The 16561-nt window shown below is 72.1% G+C and carries 11 protein-coding genes; 10 read left to right on the top strand and 1 reads right to left on the bottom strand.

The features are described 5' to 3' along the window. Positions 1-218 precede the first annotated feature (218 nt). From mreC to rodA, 4 genes are read left to right on the top strand one after another with little or no spacing between them, the layout of a single operon-like run. The gene (gene mreC / locus AB0C46_RS19925) at positions 219-1151 is read left to right on the top strand and encodes a rod shape-determining protein MreC (RefSeq protein ID WP_362829177.1); all 933 of its coding nucleotides are present in this window, start codon (positions 219-221) and stop codon (positions 1149-1151) included. Between the two features lie 3 nt (positions 1152-1154). Next, positions 1155-1868 carry a rod shape-determining protein MreD gene (mreD, locus tag AB0C46_RS19920; protein ID WP_362829176.1) on the top strand — a complete coding sequence of 238 codons (714 nt, stop codon included), beginning with the start codon at positions 1155-1157 and terminating at the stop codon, positions 1866-1868. A gap of 48 nt (positions 1869-1916) precedes the next feature. Beyond that, positions 1917-4067 carry a penicillin-binding protein 2 gene (gene mrdA, locus AB0C46_RS19915; protein ID WP_362829174.1) on the top strand — a complete coding sequence of 717 codons (2151 nt, stop codon included), beginning with the start codon at positions 1917-1919 and terminating at the stop codon, positions 4065-4067. A gap of 29 nt (positions 4068-4096) precedes the next feature. Beyond that, entirely contained in the window at positions 4097-5278 is a 1182-nt protein-coding gene (gene rodA, locus AB0C46_RS19910) for a rod shape-determining protein RodA (protein WP_362829189.1), read from the top strand. A 7-nt stretch (positions 5279-5285) separates the two neighbouring features. On the opposite strand, the gene AB0C46_RS19905 is transcribed toward rodA, so the two are convergent. Next, positions 5286-5732, bottom strand: coding sequence for an ATP-binding protein (locus tag AB0C46_RS19905; RefSeq protein ID WP_362829173.1), 447 nt, complete (start codon positions 5730-5732; stop codon positions 5286-5288). A gap of 182 nt (positions 5733-5914) precedes the next feature. Between AB0C46_RS19905 and AB0C46_RS19900 the strand changes: the two genes are divergently transcribed. From AB0C46_RS19900 to AB0C46_RS19875, 6 genes are all read left to right on the top strand, one after another. Further along, positions 5915-7627, top strand: coding sequence for a CYTH and CHAD domain-containing protein (locus AB0C46_RS19900; RefSeq protein ID WP_362829171.1), 1713 nt, complete (start codon positions 5915-5917; stop codon positions 7625-7627). 195 nt (positions 7628-7822) lie between these two features. Beyond that, positions 7823-9748: a TIGR03960 family B12-binding radical SAM protein gene (locus AB0C46_RS19895; protein ID WP_362829170.1), complete on the top strand. Its 1926-nt coding sequence runs from the start codon at positions 7823-7825 to the stop codon at positions 9746-9748. 80 nt (positions 9749-9828) lie between these two features. Further along, positions 9829-10401, top strand: coding sequence for a GNAT family N-acetyltransferase (locus AB0C46_RS19890; protein ID WP_362829169.1), 573 nt, complete (start codon positions 9829-9831; stop codon positions 10399-10401). Between the two features lie 30 nt (positions 10402-10431). Continuing rightward, positions 10432-11523 (top strand): hypothetical protein, encoded by a 1092-nt coding sequence (locus AB0C46_RS19885; protein ID WP_362829167.1) that lies wholly within the window; start codon positions 10432-10434, stop codon positions 11521-11523. 48 nt (positions 11524-11571) lie between these two features. After that, positions 11572-12372: a TIGR03936 family radical SAM-associated protein gene (locus AB0C46_RS19880; protein WP_362829166.1), complete on the top strand. Its 801-nt coding sequence runs from the start codon at positions 11572-11574 to the stop codon at positions 12370-12372. A gap of 219 nt (positions 12373-12591) precedes the next feature. Further along, positions 12592-16437 (top strand): Rne/Rng family ribonuclease, encoded by a 3846-nt coding sequence (locus AB0C46_RS19875; protein ID WP_362829165.1) that lies wholly within the window; start codon positions 12592-12594, stop codon positions 16435-16437. Positions 16438-16561 lie beyond the last annotated feature (124 nt).

Genomic DNA, 16561 nt, shown 5'->3' with positions numbered 1-16561 from the left:
CGCGCCGCGGCCGCCCCGCGGCGGCCGCGGCGCCCGGGCCCCCGGCGACCTCGGCCGATCCGCCGGACCGGCCGAGGGGCAGGCGCAACATCCCGACATACACGGTGCACTGACGCTTCACCACCGGGCACCGTCACAGGCACAACGCTCAACTCCCGAACGAGACCGGCGGGGCCCGCAGCCGGCCGGTCCTACGAGGAAGGACACGGCCGCCGCACGTGAGGGACACACGAGAGAGCCGGCTGCTGCTGGTGCTGCTGGTCGCGATCGCGTTCGCGCTGATCACGGTCGATATCCGCGGCGGCGAACAGTCCCCGCTCGATGGTGCCCGGCAAGCCGCCGCCTCCGCCTTCGGCCCGGTCGAAAGCGGCGTCGCCCGCGTCGTCGACCCGGTCGGCAACGCGGTCGGTGCCGTACGGGACTCCGGCCGCCGGCACGACCGGATCAGCAGGCTGGAGCACGAGAACGAGGCGCTGAAGGCCAAGCTCGGCTCCTCCGACCGGAACCGCAGCCGCGCCGCCGAGCTCGACAAGATCCTCAAGACCGCGGGCACCGGCCAGTACGCCATCAAAGGCGCTCAGGTCATCGCCATCGGTTCGGCCCAGGGCTTCTCCTGGACCGTCACCATCGACGCCGGCAGCCGCGACGGCCTCCGCCGCGACATGACCGTGCTGAACGGCGACGGTCTGGTCGGCCGGGTCACCACCGTCGGCGCCGACACCTCCACCGTCCTGCTGGCCGCCGACCCCGACTTCACCGTCGGCACCCGCATGGAGAAGACCAACGAGATCGGCTTCGCCAACGGGCAGGGCGTCCGCTCGCTGCGCGTCCAGCTCCTCAACGGCCGGGCCAACATCAAGAAGGGCGACCGCCTGGTCACCTTCGGCTCCAGCAAGGACAAGCCGTTCGTGCCAGGAGTGCCCGTCGGCAAGGTCGTCCGGGTCGAGCCGTTCAACGGCGATCTGACCCGCACCCTCCAGGTCCGGCCGTTCGTCGCCTTCTCCCAGCTCGACATCGTCGGCGTCGTCGTCCAGCCGCCCCGTGAGGACCCGCGCGACACCGTCCTGCCGCCGCAGCCGGCCAAGCCCAAGCCGACGCCGACGGTCACCGTCACGGCCACCCCCTCCGCGAGCGTCCCTCCCAGGAGCTGACCGATGCGCATCAACCGGATTCTGCTCTCGGCCCCGCTGGTGGTCGTCGCCCTCGTCATCCAGGTCACCATCCTCGCCAGACTCCAGCTGCCCGGCGCCGTACCTGACCTGCTGCTGCTCGTGGTGGTCGGTCTGGCGCTGGTCTACGGCCATGTCGGCGGCGCGCTCATCGGCTTCTTCGCCGGGCTGCTGGCCGACCTCGCCCCGCCGTCCGACCACGCCATCGGCCGCTATGCGCTGGTGCTCTGCGTCATCGGCTACGCCGCGGGCCTGACCAAGCCGGACTCCGGCCGGCACCGCTCGGCGACGGTGCCGCTGCTCGTCGTCATCGGCGCCGCGATCGGCTCGACGCTGATGTACGCGGGCGTCGGCGCGCTGGTCGGCGACACCGCCGCCCGGCACGTCGGCATCGTCGGACTGCTGCTCAGCGCCACCCTCTACGACCTGCTGCTGGCCCCCTTCGTGGTCCCGCTGGTGATGGCGCTGGCGCGCAGAACCGAGGGCGATCCGCTGACCGGCGACGGCTCCAGCAGCCCGAGCGGCTCCGCCGGCACCTCCGGGTACGGCTGGCTCACCACCGGCACCGGCCTCAAGGCCAGCCGCGGCGCCATGAAGTCCGTGCGCTCCGGGGCGCGGATCGGCAGCCAGCGCGGCGGTCTGCTCGGCAAGTCGGCCCGCGACAAGGTGGGCCGTATCAAGGGGGTCAAGCGGCTGTGACGCTCTCCCGTCCTTCGACCACGACCCCTCATGGAGGCGCTGCGCGCCATGAGTAATCTCCCGGAAACCCGGACCTCCCGGGTCAGCGTCCGGCTCATTGCGATCCAGATCCTGGTCTTCTCGCTGTTGCTCACCCTCGGCGGCCGGCTCTGGTACCTGCAGATCCGCAACGGCCAGGAGTACGCCACCGAGGCGAAGAACAACCACGTCCAGCAGGTCATCGAGCCCGCGACCCGCGGCTCCATCCTCGACGCGCGCGGGGTGCCGCTGGCCGACAACCAGACCCGTCTGGTGGTGTCGGCCAGCCGTACCGAGCTGCTGAAGATGAAGGACGACGGCACGGCCGTGCTCGGCCGGCTGGCCAAGGTGCTCGGGATGTCCGAGAAGGAGATCCGCAACAAGGTCCGGCTCTGCGACTCCAAGACGCCGCAGCCCTGCTGGAACGGCTCGCCGTACCAGCCGATCCCGATCACCGACGAGGCCACCACCCAGCAGGCCCTCCAGATCCGCGAACGCTCCGAGGACTTCCCCGGCATCAGCGCCGAGCCGACCGCCGTCCGCCGCTACGCCGCCCCGGGCAACGCCAACACCGCCCAGGTCCTCGGCTATCTCTCGCCGGTCACCGACGAGGAGATCAAGAAGGCCGAGCACAGCCGTTCGCCGCTGCTGCGCTCCGACCAGATCGGCCGGTCCGGTCTGGAGCGGACGTACAACGCCGCGCTGCGCGGCAAGGCCGCCGTCACCCGCTACGAGGTCGACAACCTCGGCCGGGTCATCGGCCAGGCGAAGAGCGAGAAGGGCAAGGCCGGCGCCAGCGTCGTCACCAGCATCGACGCCCGGGTGCAGGGTCTGGCGGAGAAGCAGCTGGACCAGGCCATGAAGGACGCCCGTAAGGAGCACGACAAGAACACGGGCACCAACTACAAGGCCGACTCGGGCGCCGTCGTCGTCATGGAGGCGAAGACCGGCCGGGTGGTGGCGATGGCCTCCAACCCCACCTACGACCCCAATGCCTGGGTCGGCGGGATCTCGGGCAAGGACTACGCCCACCTCACGGGCAAGGACTCCAACTACCCGCTGCTGAACCGCGCCATCCAGGGGCAGGCCGCCCCCGGCTCGATCTTCAAGGTCATCTCGACCGCGGCCGCGGTCAACGCGGGCTATGACTTCAACGGTCACTACCCCTGCACCAGCTCGTACAGCATCGGCGGCCAGGTCTTCAAGAACTTCGAGTCGCAGAGCCATGGCGCGATCAGCCTCGGCCGGGCGCTGGAGGTCTCCTGCGACACCGTCTTCTACAAGCTCTCGCACGACGAGTGGCGCAAGGACGGCGGGGACAAGCCGAAGAAGGACGCCAAGAACTGGTTCTACAAGACCGCCCACCAGTTCGGCCTCGGCAGCGAGACCGGCATCGACCTCCCCAACGAGGTCACCGGCCGGGTCCCCGACCGCAAGTGGAAGAAGGACTTCTGGAGGGCCAACAAGGCCGGCTGGTGCGAACAGGCCAAGGCCTGGCCGAAGAAGAAGGACTTCGGCACCAAGCTCGCCCGGGAAGGCTGCCTGGAGGGCATGAAGCTGCACGCCTACGACTCGATCAACTACGCCATCGGGCAGGGTGACACCCTCGTCACCCCGATCCAGATGGCGACCATCTACGGCGCGATCAGCAACGGCGGCACGCTCTACAACCCGAGCGTCGGCAAGGCCATCGTCAGCCCCGACGGCAAGCACATCCAGCGGATCAAGCCCCGGTCGCACGGCCGGCTGCCGGTGTCGCAGAAGACCCTCGGGCAGATGGACGGCGCCCTCGCCGGTGTCGCCACCCGCGGTACCGCCGCCTGGCGGTTCGGCGGCTGGCCCCAGGACAAGATCCCGATGCACGCCAAGACCGGTACGGCCGAGGTCTACGGCAAGCAGACGACCTCGTGGTTCGCGACGTACACCAAGGACTACACGATCGTCATGACGATCTCCCAGGGTGGTACGGGTTCCGGCGCCTCCGGTCCCGCCGTGCGCAACATCTACAACGCCCTGTACGGAGTCAGCGAAAAGGGCGACATCGACCCGAAGGCTGCTCTGCTCCCGAAGCCGGAGGGCAGGCTGCCCAAGATCGAAAGTGATGGCGCCATCCAGTCCCAGCCCATCAAGCCGTATGTCCCGCCGTCGCCGTCGCCGTCCGCATCGGAGAGCCCACAGTGACGACCAGCCACACCTCCCGGGCGTTCTCGATCCGGCGCTACACCCCCGAGCTCGGCACCTGGGGCAAGCTGACGGCGCGTGATTCGCTGCTGCGCAAGCTGGACTGGATACTGCTGTCGTCCTGCCTGGTGCTGTCACTGCTGGGCTCGCTGCTGGTCTTCTCCGCCACCCGTAACCGCACCGAGCTCAACCACGGCGACGAGTACTACTACTTCCTGCACCATCTGCTGAACCTCGGCATCGGCCTGGCGCTCGCCGGCGGCACGATCTGGCTCGGCCACCGCACGCTGCGCGGTGCCGTCCCTGTCCTCTACGCCCTCTCGGTCGTGCTGGCGCTGCTGGTGCTGACCCCGCTGGGCGCCACCATCAACGGCTCACGTTCCTGGCTGGCGATCCCTGGCGGCTTCTCCCTCCAGCCCGCCGAGTTCGCCAAGATCACCATCACGCTGGGCATGGCGATGATCCTGGCGTCCCGGGTCGACGCGGGGGACCGCCCGCACCCCGACCACCGCACCGTCGTCCAGGCCCTCGGGCTGGCCGCCGTCCCCGTGGCCGTCATCATGCTGATGCCCGACCTCGGTTCGGTGATGGTGCTCGGCGCCGTCATCCTCGGCGTACTGCTCTCCTCCGGCGCCTCCAACCGCTGGATCCTCGGGCTGGTCGGCACCGGTGTCGTCGGCTGTGTCGCCGTCTGGCAGCTCGGACTGCTCGACGACTACCAGATCGCCCGCTTCGCGGCCTTCGCCAACCCGAGCCTCGACCCGGCCGGCGTCGGCTACAACACCAACCAGGCCCGGATCGCGATCGGCGGCGGCGGACTGACCGGATCCGGCCTCTTCCACGGCAGCCAGACCACCGGCCAGTTCGTCCCCGAACAGCAGACGGACTTTATCTTCACCGTCGCCGGTGAGGAGCTCGGCTTCCTGGGCGCGGGCCTGATCATCGTGCTGCTCGGGGTGGTCCTGTGGCGCGCCTGCCGGATCGCCCGTGAGTCCACCGAGCTCTACGGCACGGTCGTGGCCGCCGGCATCATCGCGTGGTTCGCCTTCCAGTCCTTCGAGAACATCGGCATGACCCTCGGGATCATGCCTGTCACCGGACTCCCGCTGCCGTTCGTCTCGTACGGCGGCACCTCCATGTTCGCGGTCTGGATCGCGATCGGGCTGCTCCAGTCGATCCGGGTGCAGCGCCCGCTGTCGGCCTCCCGCTGAGGCCGGGTCAGGGCTTGAGGCGCAGCTCGAACCAGAGCGAGGTGGACCGCGGCAGACCCCCGAACGGTGTCGTGCCCCAGTCGTCGGCGAGTTGGCCGGTCAGCAGCAGTCCGTGATCGGCTGCCGGCTCACCGGCCACCGCGGCCGGCCGCGGAATCCGCACCGGAGCCTCATCGTGCACGCTGATCCGCAGTCCGTGCCCGGTGGTCAGCATCCGCAGCAGGATGTCCGCGGACCGCGGCGTCCGCAGATGGGCGCTGGTCACCGCCTCCGAGGTGAGCAGCACCGCGGTTTCGAGAAGTGGGGCGAGGGGGGTGCGGCGGAGCACCGCGCGGACGAAGTCGCGGGCGGTCTTCGGGGCGATGGGGGTGCTCGGCGCGGTCAGGAGGTGCGGGCGGGCGCCTGCCGAGACGCGGATGGGTGTCCGGGTGACGGGTGCGGTCTGGGGGTGCACGGGTGTCTCCCTCCCCGTAGGGGTCGAGTGTGCGCCCATTGCCACTCTGCGTGGCGGGCTCGTCACGTACCGTAAGTCACCCTGTACGGCGAGTGCTACCCGCTCCGGCGGATTCCGGCCCCGTGGCACCCTCTCGGGCCGGGCGGGTGGTCCCGGCCGGAATGGGTGGCTAGATTCGATTCATGGCGGACACCGTGCGGGAAATCGAGCGGAAATACGAAGCCGACGACGACACCCGGCTGCCCGACCTGGCCGCGGTCGACCGGGTCGCCTCCGTGGCGGAGGCGGGCACCGAGGATCTCGACGCCGTCTACTACGACACCGCTGAGCAGAGCCTCGCTGCCGACGGCATCACGCTGCGCAGGCGGACCGGCGGCAGGGACGCGGGCTGGCATCTGAAGCTGCCGGTCGCGCCGGGGGTGCGGGACGAGGTGCGGGCACCGCTGTCCGATACGCCGCCCGCGGAGCTGACCGCGCTCCTGCGGTCCCGGGTGCTGGACCGGGAGCTGGTCCCCGTCGTACGGCTGCGGACGCGGCGCACGGTCCGGGTGCTCAAGGACGCCGCGGGCACGGCGCTCGCGGAGGTGGCGGAGGACGGCGTGCATGCGTGGCCCGCGGCCGGGGCCGTCGGCGCCCGGAAGGGCGGAGCGGGGCGTGCCGGGGCCCGCTGGCGGGAGATCGAGGTGGAGCTGCTCGGGGAGGGCGATACCGGGCTGCTGGACGGGATCGGCCGGGCGCTGGCCGCGGTCGGGGTGCGTCCCGCCTCCGCGGCGTCGAAGCTGGCGCGGGCGCTGGCCGAGACGGGCCAGGGCCGCGACGGGGCCGCGCCGGAGGCCGCCGGGCCGGACCAGCGGCGCACGGGCGGCTCCGGCAAGTCCGCGGCCAAGGCGAAATCCGCGGCCAAGGCGAAATCCGCGGCCAAGGCGAAGTCCACGGCCAAGGACAACGCCGCGACCAGGGGCAAAACCAAGGTCAAGGGCAAGGGCGCGGGCGCCGGACGGAAGCAGGAGCAGACCACCGGAGATGTCGTCCTGCGCTATGCCCGCGCACAGGTGCGGGCGATCATCGAGCTGGATCCCGCAGTGCGGCGGGATCTGCCTGACGCGGTGCACCAGATGCGGGTCGCCACCCGCCGGCTGCGCAGCGCCTTCCGCTCGTACACCAAGGTGCTCGACCGCGCCGCCACCCGGCCCATCGGCGTCGAACTCCAGTGGCTGGCCGCCGAGTTGGGGGTGGAGCGGGATCGCGAGGTGCTGACCGAGCGGCTCCGGGAGGCGCTGGCCGAGGTGCCCGGGACGCTGCGGCTCGGCCCGGTGGACGCCCGGCTGCGCATCTGGTCCGAACGGCGCCGGGCCGGCGCCCGGGACCAGCTGCTCGCCGTCCTGGACGGACCGCGCCATCTGTCGCTGCTGAAGACCCTGCACGCCTTTCTGGAGGAGCCGCCGCTGCGCAAGGCCGCCGGCCGTCCGGCGCCCGAGGTGGTGGCCGGGGCGGTGCTGAAGGACTACCGACGGCTGGCCCGCCGGATGGAGGCCGCGCTGGCCGCACCGGCCGGCCGGGAGCGGGACGAGGCGCTGCACGGCGCCCGCAAGGCGGCCAAGCGCACCCGGTACGCGGCGGAGGCGGCCCGCCCGGCGCTCGGCCGGCCGGCGAAGAAGTTCGCCCGGCGGACCAAGCGGGTGCAGCAGCTGCTGGGGGACCACCAGGACAGCGTGGTGGCGCGCGCCGCGCTGCGCGAGCTGGCGACCCGGGCACAGCAGGCCGGTGAGGGCGGTTTCACCTTCGGTCTGCTGTACGGGCGCGAAGAGGCCCTGGCGGCGGACCGGGAACGGGCACTGCCGGACCTGTGGAAGAAGGCCGCGCGCCCCAGGCACCGGGCCGCGCTCCGGCCGTGACCTGCCAGGTGCTCGCTCGTTTGCCCGGTGCGCGGCAGCTCCGTCGGCGCGGAGACGATCCGCCGCGGGAGGAGCGCGAAGTGTGCCGGCCCCTGTGCTCTCCGCCACTGCGGGGCGTCCGGCCGCCGTGCGAGGGGGGTGGCTGCGAGCAGTTACGCTTGAGAGTCGCCCCCCGCCAGCTCACGAAGGTTCGAGATGTCTGCCGAGTCGGTCTTCCCACAGCTCGAGGCCCTGCTCCCGCATGTGCAGAAGCCCATTCAGTACGTCGGCGGTGAGCTGAACTCCACCGTCAAGGACTGGGACTCCTGTGATGTGCGGTGGGCGCTCATGTACCCCGATGCCTACGAGGTCGGTCTGCCCAACCAGGGCGTCATGATCCTCTACGAGGTCCTCAACGAGCGCGAGGGTGTGCTGGCCGAGCGCACGTACAGCGTGTGGCCGGACCTCGAAGCGCTGATGCGTGAGCACCACGTCCCGCAGTTCACGGTCGACGCGCACCGCCCCGTCGGCGCCTTCGACGTGCTCGGTGTCTCCTTCTCCACGGAGCTGGGGTACACCAACCTCCTCACCGCCCTGGACCTGGCCGGTGTCCCCATGGAGGCCAAGGACCGTACGGAGGACCACCCGATCGTCCTCGCCGGCGGTCACGCGGCCTTCAACCCCGAGCCGATCGCGGACTTCCTGGACTGCGCGGTCGTGGGCGACGGTGAGCAGGCGGTGCTGGAGATCACCGAGATCATCCGCGCCTGGAAGGCCGAGGACCGGCCCGGCGGCCGCGACGAGCTGCTGTTCCGCCTCGCGAAGACCGGCAGCGTCTACGTCCCCAAGTTCTACGACGTCGAGTACCTGGCCGACGGGCGGATCTCCCGCGTCGTGCCGAACCGCTCCGGCGTCCCGTGGCGGGTGTCCAAGCACACCGTCATGGACCTCGACGAGTGGCCCTACCCCAAGCAGCCGCTCGTCCCCCTGGCCGAGACCGTCCATGAGCGGATGTCGGTCGAGATCTTCCGTGGCTGCACCCGCGGCTGCCGTTTCTGCCAGGCCGGCATGATCACGCGCCCCGTACGGGAGCGAAGCATCACCGGCATCGGCGAGATGGTGGACAAGGGCCTGAAGGCCACGGGATTCGAGGAGGTCGGCCTGCTGTCGCTGTCCTCCGCGGACCACACCGAGATCGGCGAGGTCGCGAAGGGGCTCGCCGACCGGTACGAGGAAGACAAGATCGGTCTGTCGCTGCCGTCGACCCGGGTCGACGCCTTCAACGTCGATCTTGCCAACGAGCTGACGCGCAACGGCCGTCGCTCGGGTCTGACCTTCGCGCCCGAGGGCGGCTCGGAGCGGATGCGCAAGGTCATCAACAAGATGGTCTCCGAAGAAGACCTGATCAGGACCGTCTCCACGGCCTACGGCAACGGCTGGCGGCAGGTGAAGCTCTACTTCATGTGCGGCCTGCCGACCGAGACCGATGAGGACGTACTCCAGATCGGCGACATGGCGGTCAGGGTGATCGCCGAGGGCCGCAAGGTCTCCGGGCAGAACGACATCCGCTGCACGGTCTCGATCGGTGGCTTCGTCCCCAAGCCGCACACGCCGTTCCAGTGGGCGCCGCAGCTGTCGGCGGAGGAGACGGACGCCCGTCTCGAAAAGCTCCGGGACAAGATCCGCGGCGACAAGAAGTACGGCCGCTCCATCGGCTTCCGCTACCACGACGGCAAGCCCGGCATCGTCGAGGGCCTGCTCTCGCGGGGCGACCGCCGCATCGGCTCGGTCATCCGCGCCGTCTACGAGGGCGGCGGCCGCTTCGACGGCTGGCGTGAGCACTTCTCCTACGACCGCTGGATGAAGGCCGCCGAGGAGACGCTGCCCGGGTTCGGCGTGGACGTCGCCTGGTACACCACGCGTGAGCGGGAGTACGAGGAGGTCCTGCCCTGGGACCACCTGGACTCCGGTCTCGACAAGGACTGGCTCTGGGAGGACTGGCAGGACTCGCTCGACGAGACCGAGGTCGAGGACTGCCGCTGGACCCCGTGCTTCGACTGCGGCGTCTGCCCCCAGATGGACACCGAGATCCAGATCGGCCCGACGGGCAAGAAGCTGCTTCCGCTGACCGTCGTCAAGTAGCGCTTCCCGTACGCCTCTTCGGTCCGGCCCCCGCACGGTGCGGGTGGCCGGGCCGTGGCGTGCGCCCGCACAATGAGCCGATGTCAGCACAACTCATCGCCCCCACTGTCGCCGTCCATGCCTCCTTTCTCGCCGCCATGGACGAGTTCCGGGCCGACGGTGCCGGGACCGTTGCGCACTCCAGCCTGGCCCAGGAGCTGAGGACTTGGGGGACCCGCTGGCCGACCGCTGACGGCTTCGCCGAGTACGTCGGCCTGGTCGGCGGGGTCATGGACGACGAGCGCGTCGACGGTGCGGTCCCGCTGAGCACCCGCTGGTGGGTGGACGGCGACGCCTACCTGGGGCGGGTCACCTTCCGCCACCGGCTCACCCCCTCCCTCCTCACCTGGGGCGGCCACATCGGCTACGGCGTGCGCCCCGGTGCCCGCCGGCGCGGCCACGCCACCGCGATGCTGCGTGCCGCACTGCCGATCGCCCATCACGAACTGGGCATCGATCCGGTGCTGGTCACCTGCGACGACACCAACACCGGCTCGCGTAGGGTCATCGAGGCCTGCGGCGGGATCTTCGAGGACCAGCGGGACGACAAGCTGCGCTACTGGATCCACGAGGCCGCGGCCACCGCCGGGCAGCAGCAGCAACGGCGCATCTGAAGTACCGAGAAGCACTAGGGGGAGGGCTACATGGAGCCCATGGACAAGGACCGGCGGGTGCCCGACCGTTACGAGCCGGGCGAGGGCTGTCTGACCACCGCGGTCCGGCTTCCGGTACGGATCGTGGTACTGGTGCTCGTGGTGCCGGTGCGCCTGGTGTGGGACGCGCTGGCCGCCCTCGGCAGGGCCGCCCACCGGACCGTGCTGCGCCCCCTCGGCGGCGGTCTCGCCTGGCTGTGGCGCACCCTCGTCGTGCTACCCGTGGCGTGGACCTGGCGCACGCTCGTCGTGGCCCCGCTGGGGTGGCTCTGGCGCACGCTCGTCGTGGCCCCGCTGGGGTGGCTCTGGCGCACGCTGGCCGTCGCTCCGGCGGTGTGGCTGTGGCGGTACGTGCTGACGCCGGTCGGGCGGGGAATCGCCTGGCTGGTGCGGGGACTCGGTGTGGCGCTGGTGTGGTTGGGCAAGGCGTTGTTCGTGTGGCCGTGGGTGGCCTTGTGGCGGTATGTGCTGGCGCCGGTCGGCCGGGGGATCGGCGCGGTGGTGGCGTGGCTGGTGCGGTATCTGGTCGTGGTCCCGGCCCGGTGGCTGTACGCCCACGTGCTGACGCCCCTCGGGCGCGGTATCGCCTGGCTGGTACGCGGCCTCGGCACCGTCCTAGCCACCCTCGTCCGGTGGATCGTGGTCGTGCCGCTGGTCGCCCTGTGGCGGCATGTACTGGTGCCGTCCGGGCGGGTGCTGGCCGTCGTGGTGACGGTGGTCGTCCGCGAGGTCGGGGCGGCGTTCGGGCACTGCTGGCGGGTCGCCGGGATCATCTCCCGGGCCGTCGGCCGGTTCCTCGGCACGGTGCTGCGGTGGCTCTTCGTCGAGCCGGTGCGCTGGGTGTACCGCACCGTGCTCACCCCGCTCGGCCACGGCATCCGGGACGGCATCTGGCGGCCGGTCCGGCAGGCGCTGCGCACCGCCCGCGAGACCGTGCGGCAGACCCGCCGGGAGCTGCGGCGTGCCCTGTTCGGTGCCCCCAGGGAGCCGCAGCCTGCGGCTGCCGTTCCGCCCCGACGGGAACCGGGAGCTCCCGGGACACGTACTCTTGGTAGCAGTACGACCGCACTCACGAAGGACTGAACGACACTGGGCAAGCGACAGCCCGAAGGCCCGCCGCCCGCACCGGCGGTGCAGCGCATCCGACTGCGCTACACCAAGCGCGGCCGCCTCCGGTTCACCAGCCACCGCGACTTCCAGCGCGCTTTCGAGCGGGCACTGCGCCGCGCCGAGGTCCCCATGGCCTATTCGGCGGGCTTCACCCCGCACCCCAAGGTGTCGTACGCCAACGCCGCCCCGACCGGTACGGGCAGCGAGGCCGAGTATCTGGAGATCCAGCTCGCCCAGCACCGCGATCCGGACAAGCTGCGCGAACTCCTCAACGAGTCACTGCCCGACGGGCTCGATGTGATCGACGCCGTCGAGGCCCGCACCAGTGGCCTGGCCGACCGCCTTGAGGCCTCGGTGTGGGAGATGCGGCTCGACGGGGTCGAGCCGGAGGCGGCCGGGCGCGCCGTCGAGGCGTTCCTCGCCGCGGAAGAGGTGCAGGTCGAGCGCCGGACGAAAAACGGCATGCGGGCCTTTGACGCGCGGGCCGCAGTGGCGCGTCTGGAGGCCACCGGTCGCGAGGGCGATAGGCCCGACGGCAATGCCTGTGCGATACTGCGGCTGGTTGTTCGGCATCTGACACCTGCCGTTCGACCCGACGACGTCCTGTCCGGCCTCCGAGCTACGGCCGACCTGGCGCCGCCGGTCCCCGCTGCGGTGACCAGGCTGGCGCAGGGGCTGCTCGATGAGGAGACCGGCGCGGTGACTGACCCGCTAGCGCCCGACCGCGACGCTGCCACGGCCGCCCCATCCACGGCCGCCGGGCTGAGTGCCGCGAAGGCGACAAGTGGGGCCTCCCCGGCAGCCGGGGAAGGTACTGCGTAGGAGCGCCGTCGTCGCGTCGCCGATCAACCAGGGAGCCACCCCGGTCCGGCAGACGCACTGACCAGGAGACTTTCGCCGGTCCCGCCCTACGGGGGCCGACGAGCGAGACGACAGCTCCCGTGCGGCGCCCACGCCCCGGACAGCGGGACCGCGCTCATCACGCGGACCGCGACCGGAATCAGGCGCGGCGCCCGGGAGCGTGACGGGAGAACCGCCCGCATGCTCGAGCCCATTGAGCCCACCCGATCCACGAATTCCCAGGACCGGGGGGCCGACGACAACCACTCACCCAGTGACACGCTGCCCCCGCGCCGACGGCGCCGAGCGGCATCCCGGCCGGCCGGTCCGCCGGTGGCCGGTGCCGCCGAAGCCGCGGTGGTGAGCACCGAGACCACTGCCGAGCCCGTGGCTGATCCGGCCCTCGACGAGGAGACCACCGCATCCGCGGTGACCACCGGCGACGAGGCCAAGCCGGCCCGTGCCCGCCGCCGTGCGACCCGCAAGGTCACCTCCCCGGCCGGCGCCCCGCAGTCGGGTGCCGGCGAGCCGGCCGAGGCCCCGGTCGCCGAGGCCGGGACCGCCGAGGCCCCCGCCGCCGCCGAGACGCCCGCCCCGGCCGCCGTCGAGACGCCCGCCGAGGCGCCGCAGGACGAGGAGACGGCACCGCGCCGTACCCGTCGCCGGGCGACCCGCAAGGTGACCGCCCCGGTCGGCGCCCCGCAGACCGATGCCGCCCCGGAGCCGGTGGCCGCCGAGGCGCCCGCGCCCGTCGCGCAGCCCGCCGAGGCCGCCGCGGACGTCACTCCGGCCGCCGAGGAGAGCGCGGAGGCGGCACCGCGCCGCACCCGCCGCCGGGCCACCCGTAAGGTCACCGCTCCGGCCGGCGCCCCCCAGGCGAGCGCCGCCGACGAGGCCGCCGCCCCGGCCGAGCATGCCCCTGCCGCCCCGGCCGAGAGCGCCCCGGCCGCCCCCGCCGCCGAGGAAGCGGCCCCCGCGCCCGCCGAGGACGCCAAGCCCGCCCGGACGCGTCGCCGGGCCACCCGTAAGACCACCGCCCCCTCGGATGCGCCGCAGGCCGCCGAGCAGGCCGAGGAGCCCGCGGCAGCGGAGCCCGAGGAGGCCCCGGCCGCCGAGGCCGAGACCGCCGAGGCGCCCCGCCGCCGGGCCCGCCGCCGTGGTGAGCGTGCCGCGGAGCCGGCCGCCGAGGCACCCCGTACCGAGGAGGAGCCCGCGGCGGAGGCGCCGCAGCGCGGCCGTCGCCGTGCGCAGCGGCCCCCGACCGCCGTCTTCCAGGCGCCGGTCTTCACCGAGCCGATGTTCCAGACGCCGGAGAGCGCGGCCGCCGCACATGCCGCGGCCCGCCAGGAGGAGACCGTCCCCGAGCCGGTCGTGGAGGAGCAGCCCGCCGCGGGTTCGCGCCGCCGTCGCCGTCGTGGCGCCCCGGCCGAGCCCGAGCAGGTGCCCGCCGCCCCGGCCGAGGAGCCGGCGGCCGAAGAAGCCGAAGCAGCGGCCGAACCGGAGACCGAGCCGGCCGAGAGCGGCCAGGGCGAGGACGAGTCCGCGGACCGTCCCTCGCGCCGCCGTCGCCGTGGTGGCCGCCGCCGTCGTCGTGGTGAGTCCGCCGAGGGCGCCGACGAGCAGGCCGCCGACGAGCGGGAGGCCCCGGAGGCGGAGTCCGAGGAGGACGGGGAGCAGGCCGCCGGGCAGCCGGAGCCGCAGGAGGAGGCCGAGGAGTCGTCGGCCGGCGGCTCCAGCAGCAGCCGCCGTCGCCGTCGCCGCCGCCGTCGTACCGGTGAGCCCGCCGAGGCCGAGGCCGGCGGCGCCGACGACCCGGAGCGCACGGTTGTCAAGGTCCGTGAGCCCCGTAAGAAGGACGAGAGCACCAGCGCCGACGAGGTGCAGTCGATCAAGGGGTCGACGCGTCTGGAGGCCAAGAAGCAGCGCCGCCGTGAAGGCCGCGAGCAGGGCCGCCGCCGGGTGCCGATCATCACCGAGGCGGAGTTCCTGGCCCGCCGCGAGGCCGTCGAGCGGGTGATGGTCGTCCGCCAGAGCGGCGAGCGCACCCAGATCGGCGTCCTTGAGGACAACGTGCTCGTCGAGCACTTCGTCAACAAGGAGCAGGCGACCTCGTACGTCGGCAATGTCTACCTCGGCAAGGTGCAGAACGTCCTGCCGTCGATGGAGGCCGCCTTCGTCGACATCGGCAAGGGCCGCAACGCCGTGCTGTACGCCGGTGAGGTCAACTTCGAGGCGCTGGGCATGGCCAACGGCCCGCGCCGGATCGAGACCGCGCTGAAGTCCGGCCAGTCCGTGCTGGTGCAGGTCACCAAGGACCCGATCGGCCACAAGGGCGCCCGGCTCACCAGCCAGGTCTCGCTCCCCGGCCGCTACCTGGTCTATGTGCCCGAGGGCTCGATGACCGGTATCAGCCGCAAGCTGCCCGACACCGAGCGGGCGCGGCTGAAGCAGATCCTCAAGAAGATCGTCCCCGAGGACGCGGGCGTCATCGTGCGTACCGCGGCGGAGGGCGCGAGCGAGGACGAGCTGGCGCGCGACGTCCAGCGGCTGCAGGCCCAGTGGGAAGAGATCCAGAAGAAGGCCAAGAGCAGCAGCTCCAACGCGCCGACCCTGCTCTACGGCGAGCCCGACATGACCGTCCGGGTCGTCCGCGACATCTTCAACGAGGACTTCTCCAAGGTCATCGTCAGCGGTGACGAGGCGTGGGAGACCATCCACGGCTATGTCGCCCATGTCGCCCCGGATCTCGTCGACCGGCTCCAGAAGTGGACCTCGGACGTCGATGTCTTCGCGACGTACCGCATCGACGAGCAGCTGATGAAGGCGCTGGACCGCAAGGTCTGGCTGCCCAGCGGCGGTTCACTGGTGATCGACCGGACCGAGGCGATGGTCGTGGTCGACGTCAACACCGGCAAGTTCACCGGCCAGGGCGGCAACCTGGAGGAGACGGTCACCAGGAACAACCTGGAGGCGGCCGAGGAGATCGTGCGTCAGCTGCGGCTGCGCGACCTCGGCGGCATCATCGTGATCGACTTCATCGACATGGTGCTGGAGTCCAACCGGGACCTGGTGCTGCGGCGCCTGCTGGAGTGCCTGGGCCGGGACCGGACGAAGCACCAGGTCGCCGAGGTCACCTCGCTCGGCCTGGTCCAGATGACCCGTAAGCGGGTCGGCCAGGGCCTGCTGGAGTCCTTCTCCGAGTCGTGTGTGCACTGCAACGGCCGTGGCGTCATCGTCCACATGGACCAGCCGACGGTGGCCGGCGGCGGTGGCAAGCGCAAGAAGAAGGGCAAGGGCGCACAGCCCGAGCCGCATGTCCACGAGGCCGAGGCCGTCGAGCCGGCCCCGGACGGTGCCGCGCCGGAGCTGGAGCCCGCCCCCGTGACGGAGGCCGAGCTGCAGCCCGCGGTGGACGGGACCGACGAGTGGTTCAGCAGCCCGGCCGAGGCCGAGGCGGCCGCCGGGCGTGGCCGTGGCCGCCGCCGGGTGAGCCGGAAGGTGTCCGCTCCGGCGGGTGCCCCCAAGGCGGCGGCGGAGGCCACCGAGATCGTCGTGCCGGCCGAGCCGGTGGCGGCGCCCGAGGCGGAGCCCACTGTGGAGCCGGTCGCCGAGGCGCCGGCCGCGGAGCCCGCGCCGGCCCGTCCGCGCCGTCGGGCGACCCGTAAGGTGACCGCTCCGGCGGGTTCGCCCGAGGTCTCCGACGACTCCGCGGCGACCGTCGTGATCGCCGCCTCGGCGGAGCCGGTCACCGAGCCGGCGCCGGCCGGGGCCGCGGAGCCCGTCGAGGGTGCCGGGGCGGAGACGGAGCCCGCGGCCAAGAAGACCGCGAAGAAGGCGACGGCGAAGAAGGCGGCGGCGAAGAAGACCACCACCGCGAAGAAGGCCACGGCCAAGAAGACGGCGGCGAAGAAGACCACCACCGCCAAGAAGGCCACGGCCAAGAAGACCACCGCGAAGAAGACGACGACGAAGAAGGCGGCGGCCAAGAAGACCGCTGCCGCCGAGCAGCCCGCAGTGGCGTCGGTGTCGGCTTCCACGGAGGACTGAGCGGGACATCCGCGCCCCGGGCCGTCCACGGCCCGGGGCCGGTTTGACCCCCTGGTCAAGGCCCCGTAACCTTGACCGTCGGTGTCTGTGACACCAAACCCCTGAGCAAACACCTCTCGGTCCG

The organism is Streptomyces sp. NPDC048637 (genome assembly GCF_040650675.1).
Lineage (GTDB): Bacteria > Actinomycetota > Actinomycetes > Streptomycetales > Streptomycetaceae > Streptomyces.
This window is presented reverse-complemented; position numbering and strand designations above follow the sequence as displayed.

Excerpts from the sequence above, each read along its gene's own strand:
- mrdA (WP_362829174.1), top strand. The coding sequence starts at position 1,917 with ATGAGTAATCTCCCGGAAACCCGGACCTCCCGGGTCAGCGTCCGGCTC.
- AB0C46_RS19875 (WP_362829165.1), top strand. The coding sequence starts at position 12,592 with ATGCTCGAGCCCATTGAGCCCACCCGATCCACGAATTCCCAGGACCGG.
- mreD (WP_362829176.1), top strand. The coding sequence starts at position 1,155 with ATGCGCATCAACCGGATTCTGCTCTCGGCCCCGCTGGTGGTCGTCGCC.
- AB0C46_RS19890 (WP_362829169.1), top strand. The coding sequence starts at position 9,829 with ATGTCAGCACAACTCATCGCCCCCACTGTCGCCGTCCATGCCTCCTTT.
- AB0C46_RS19885 (WP_362829167.1), top strand. The coding sequence starts at position 10,432 with ATGGAGCCCATGGACAAGGACCGGCGGGTGCCCGACCGTTACGAGCCG.
- AB0C46_RS19895 (WP_362829170.1), top strand. The coding sequence starts at position 7,823 with ATGTCTGCCGAGTCGGTCTTCCCACAGCTCGAGGCCCTGCTCCCGCAT.
- AB0C46_RS19900 (WP_362829171.1), top strand. The coding sequence starts at position 5,915 with ATGGCGGACACCGTGCGGGAAATCGAGCGGAAATACGAAGCCGACGAC.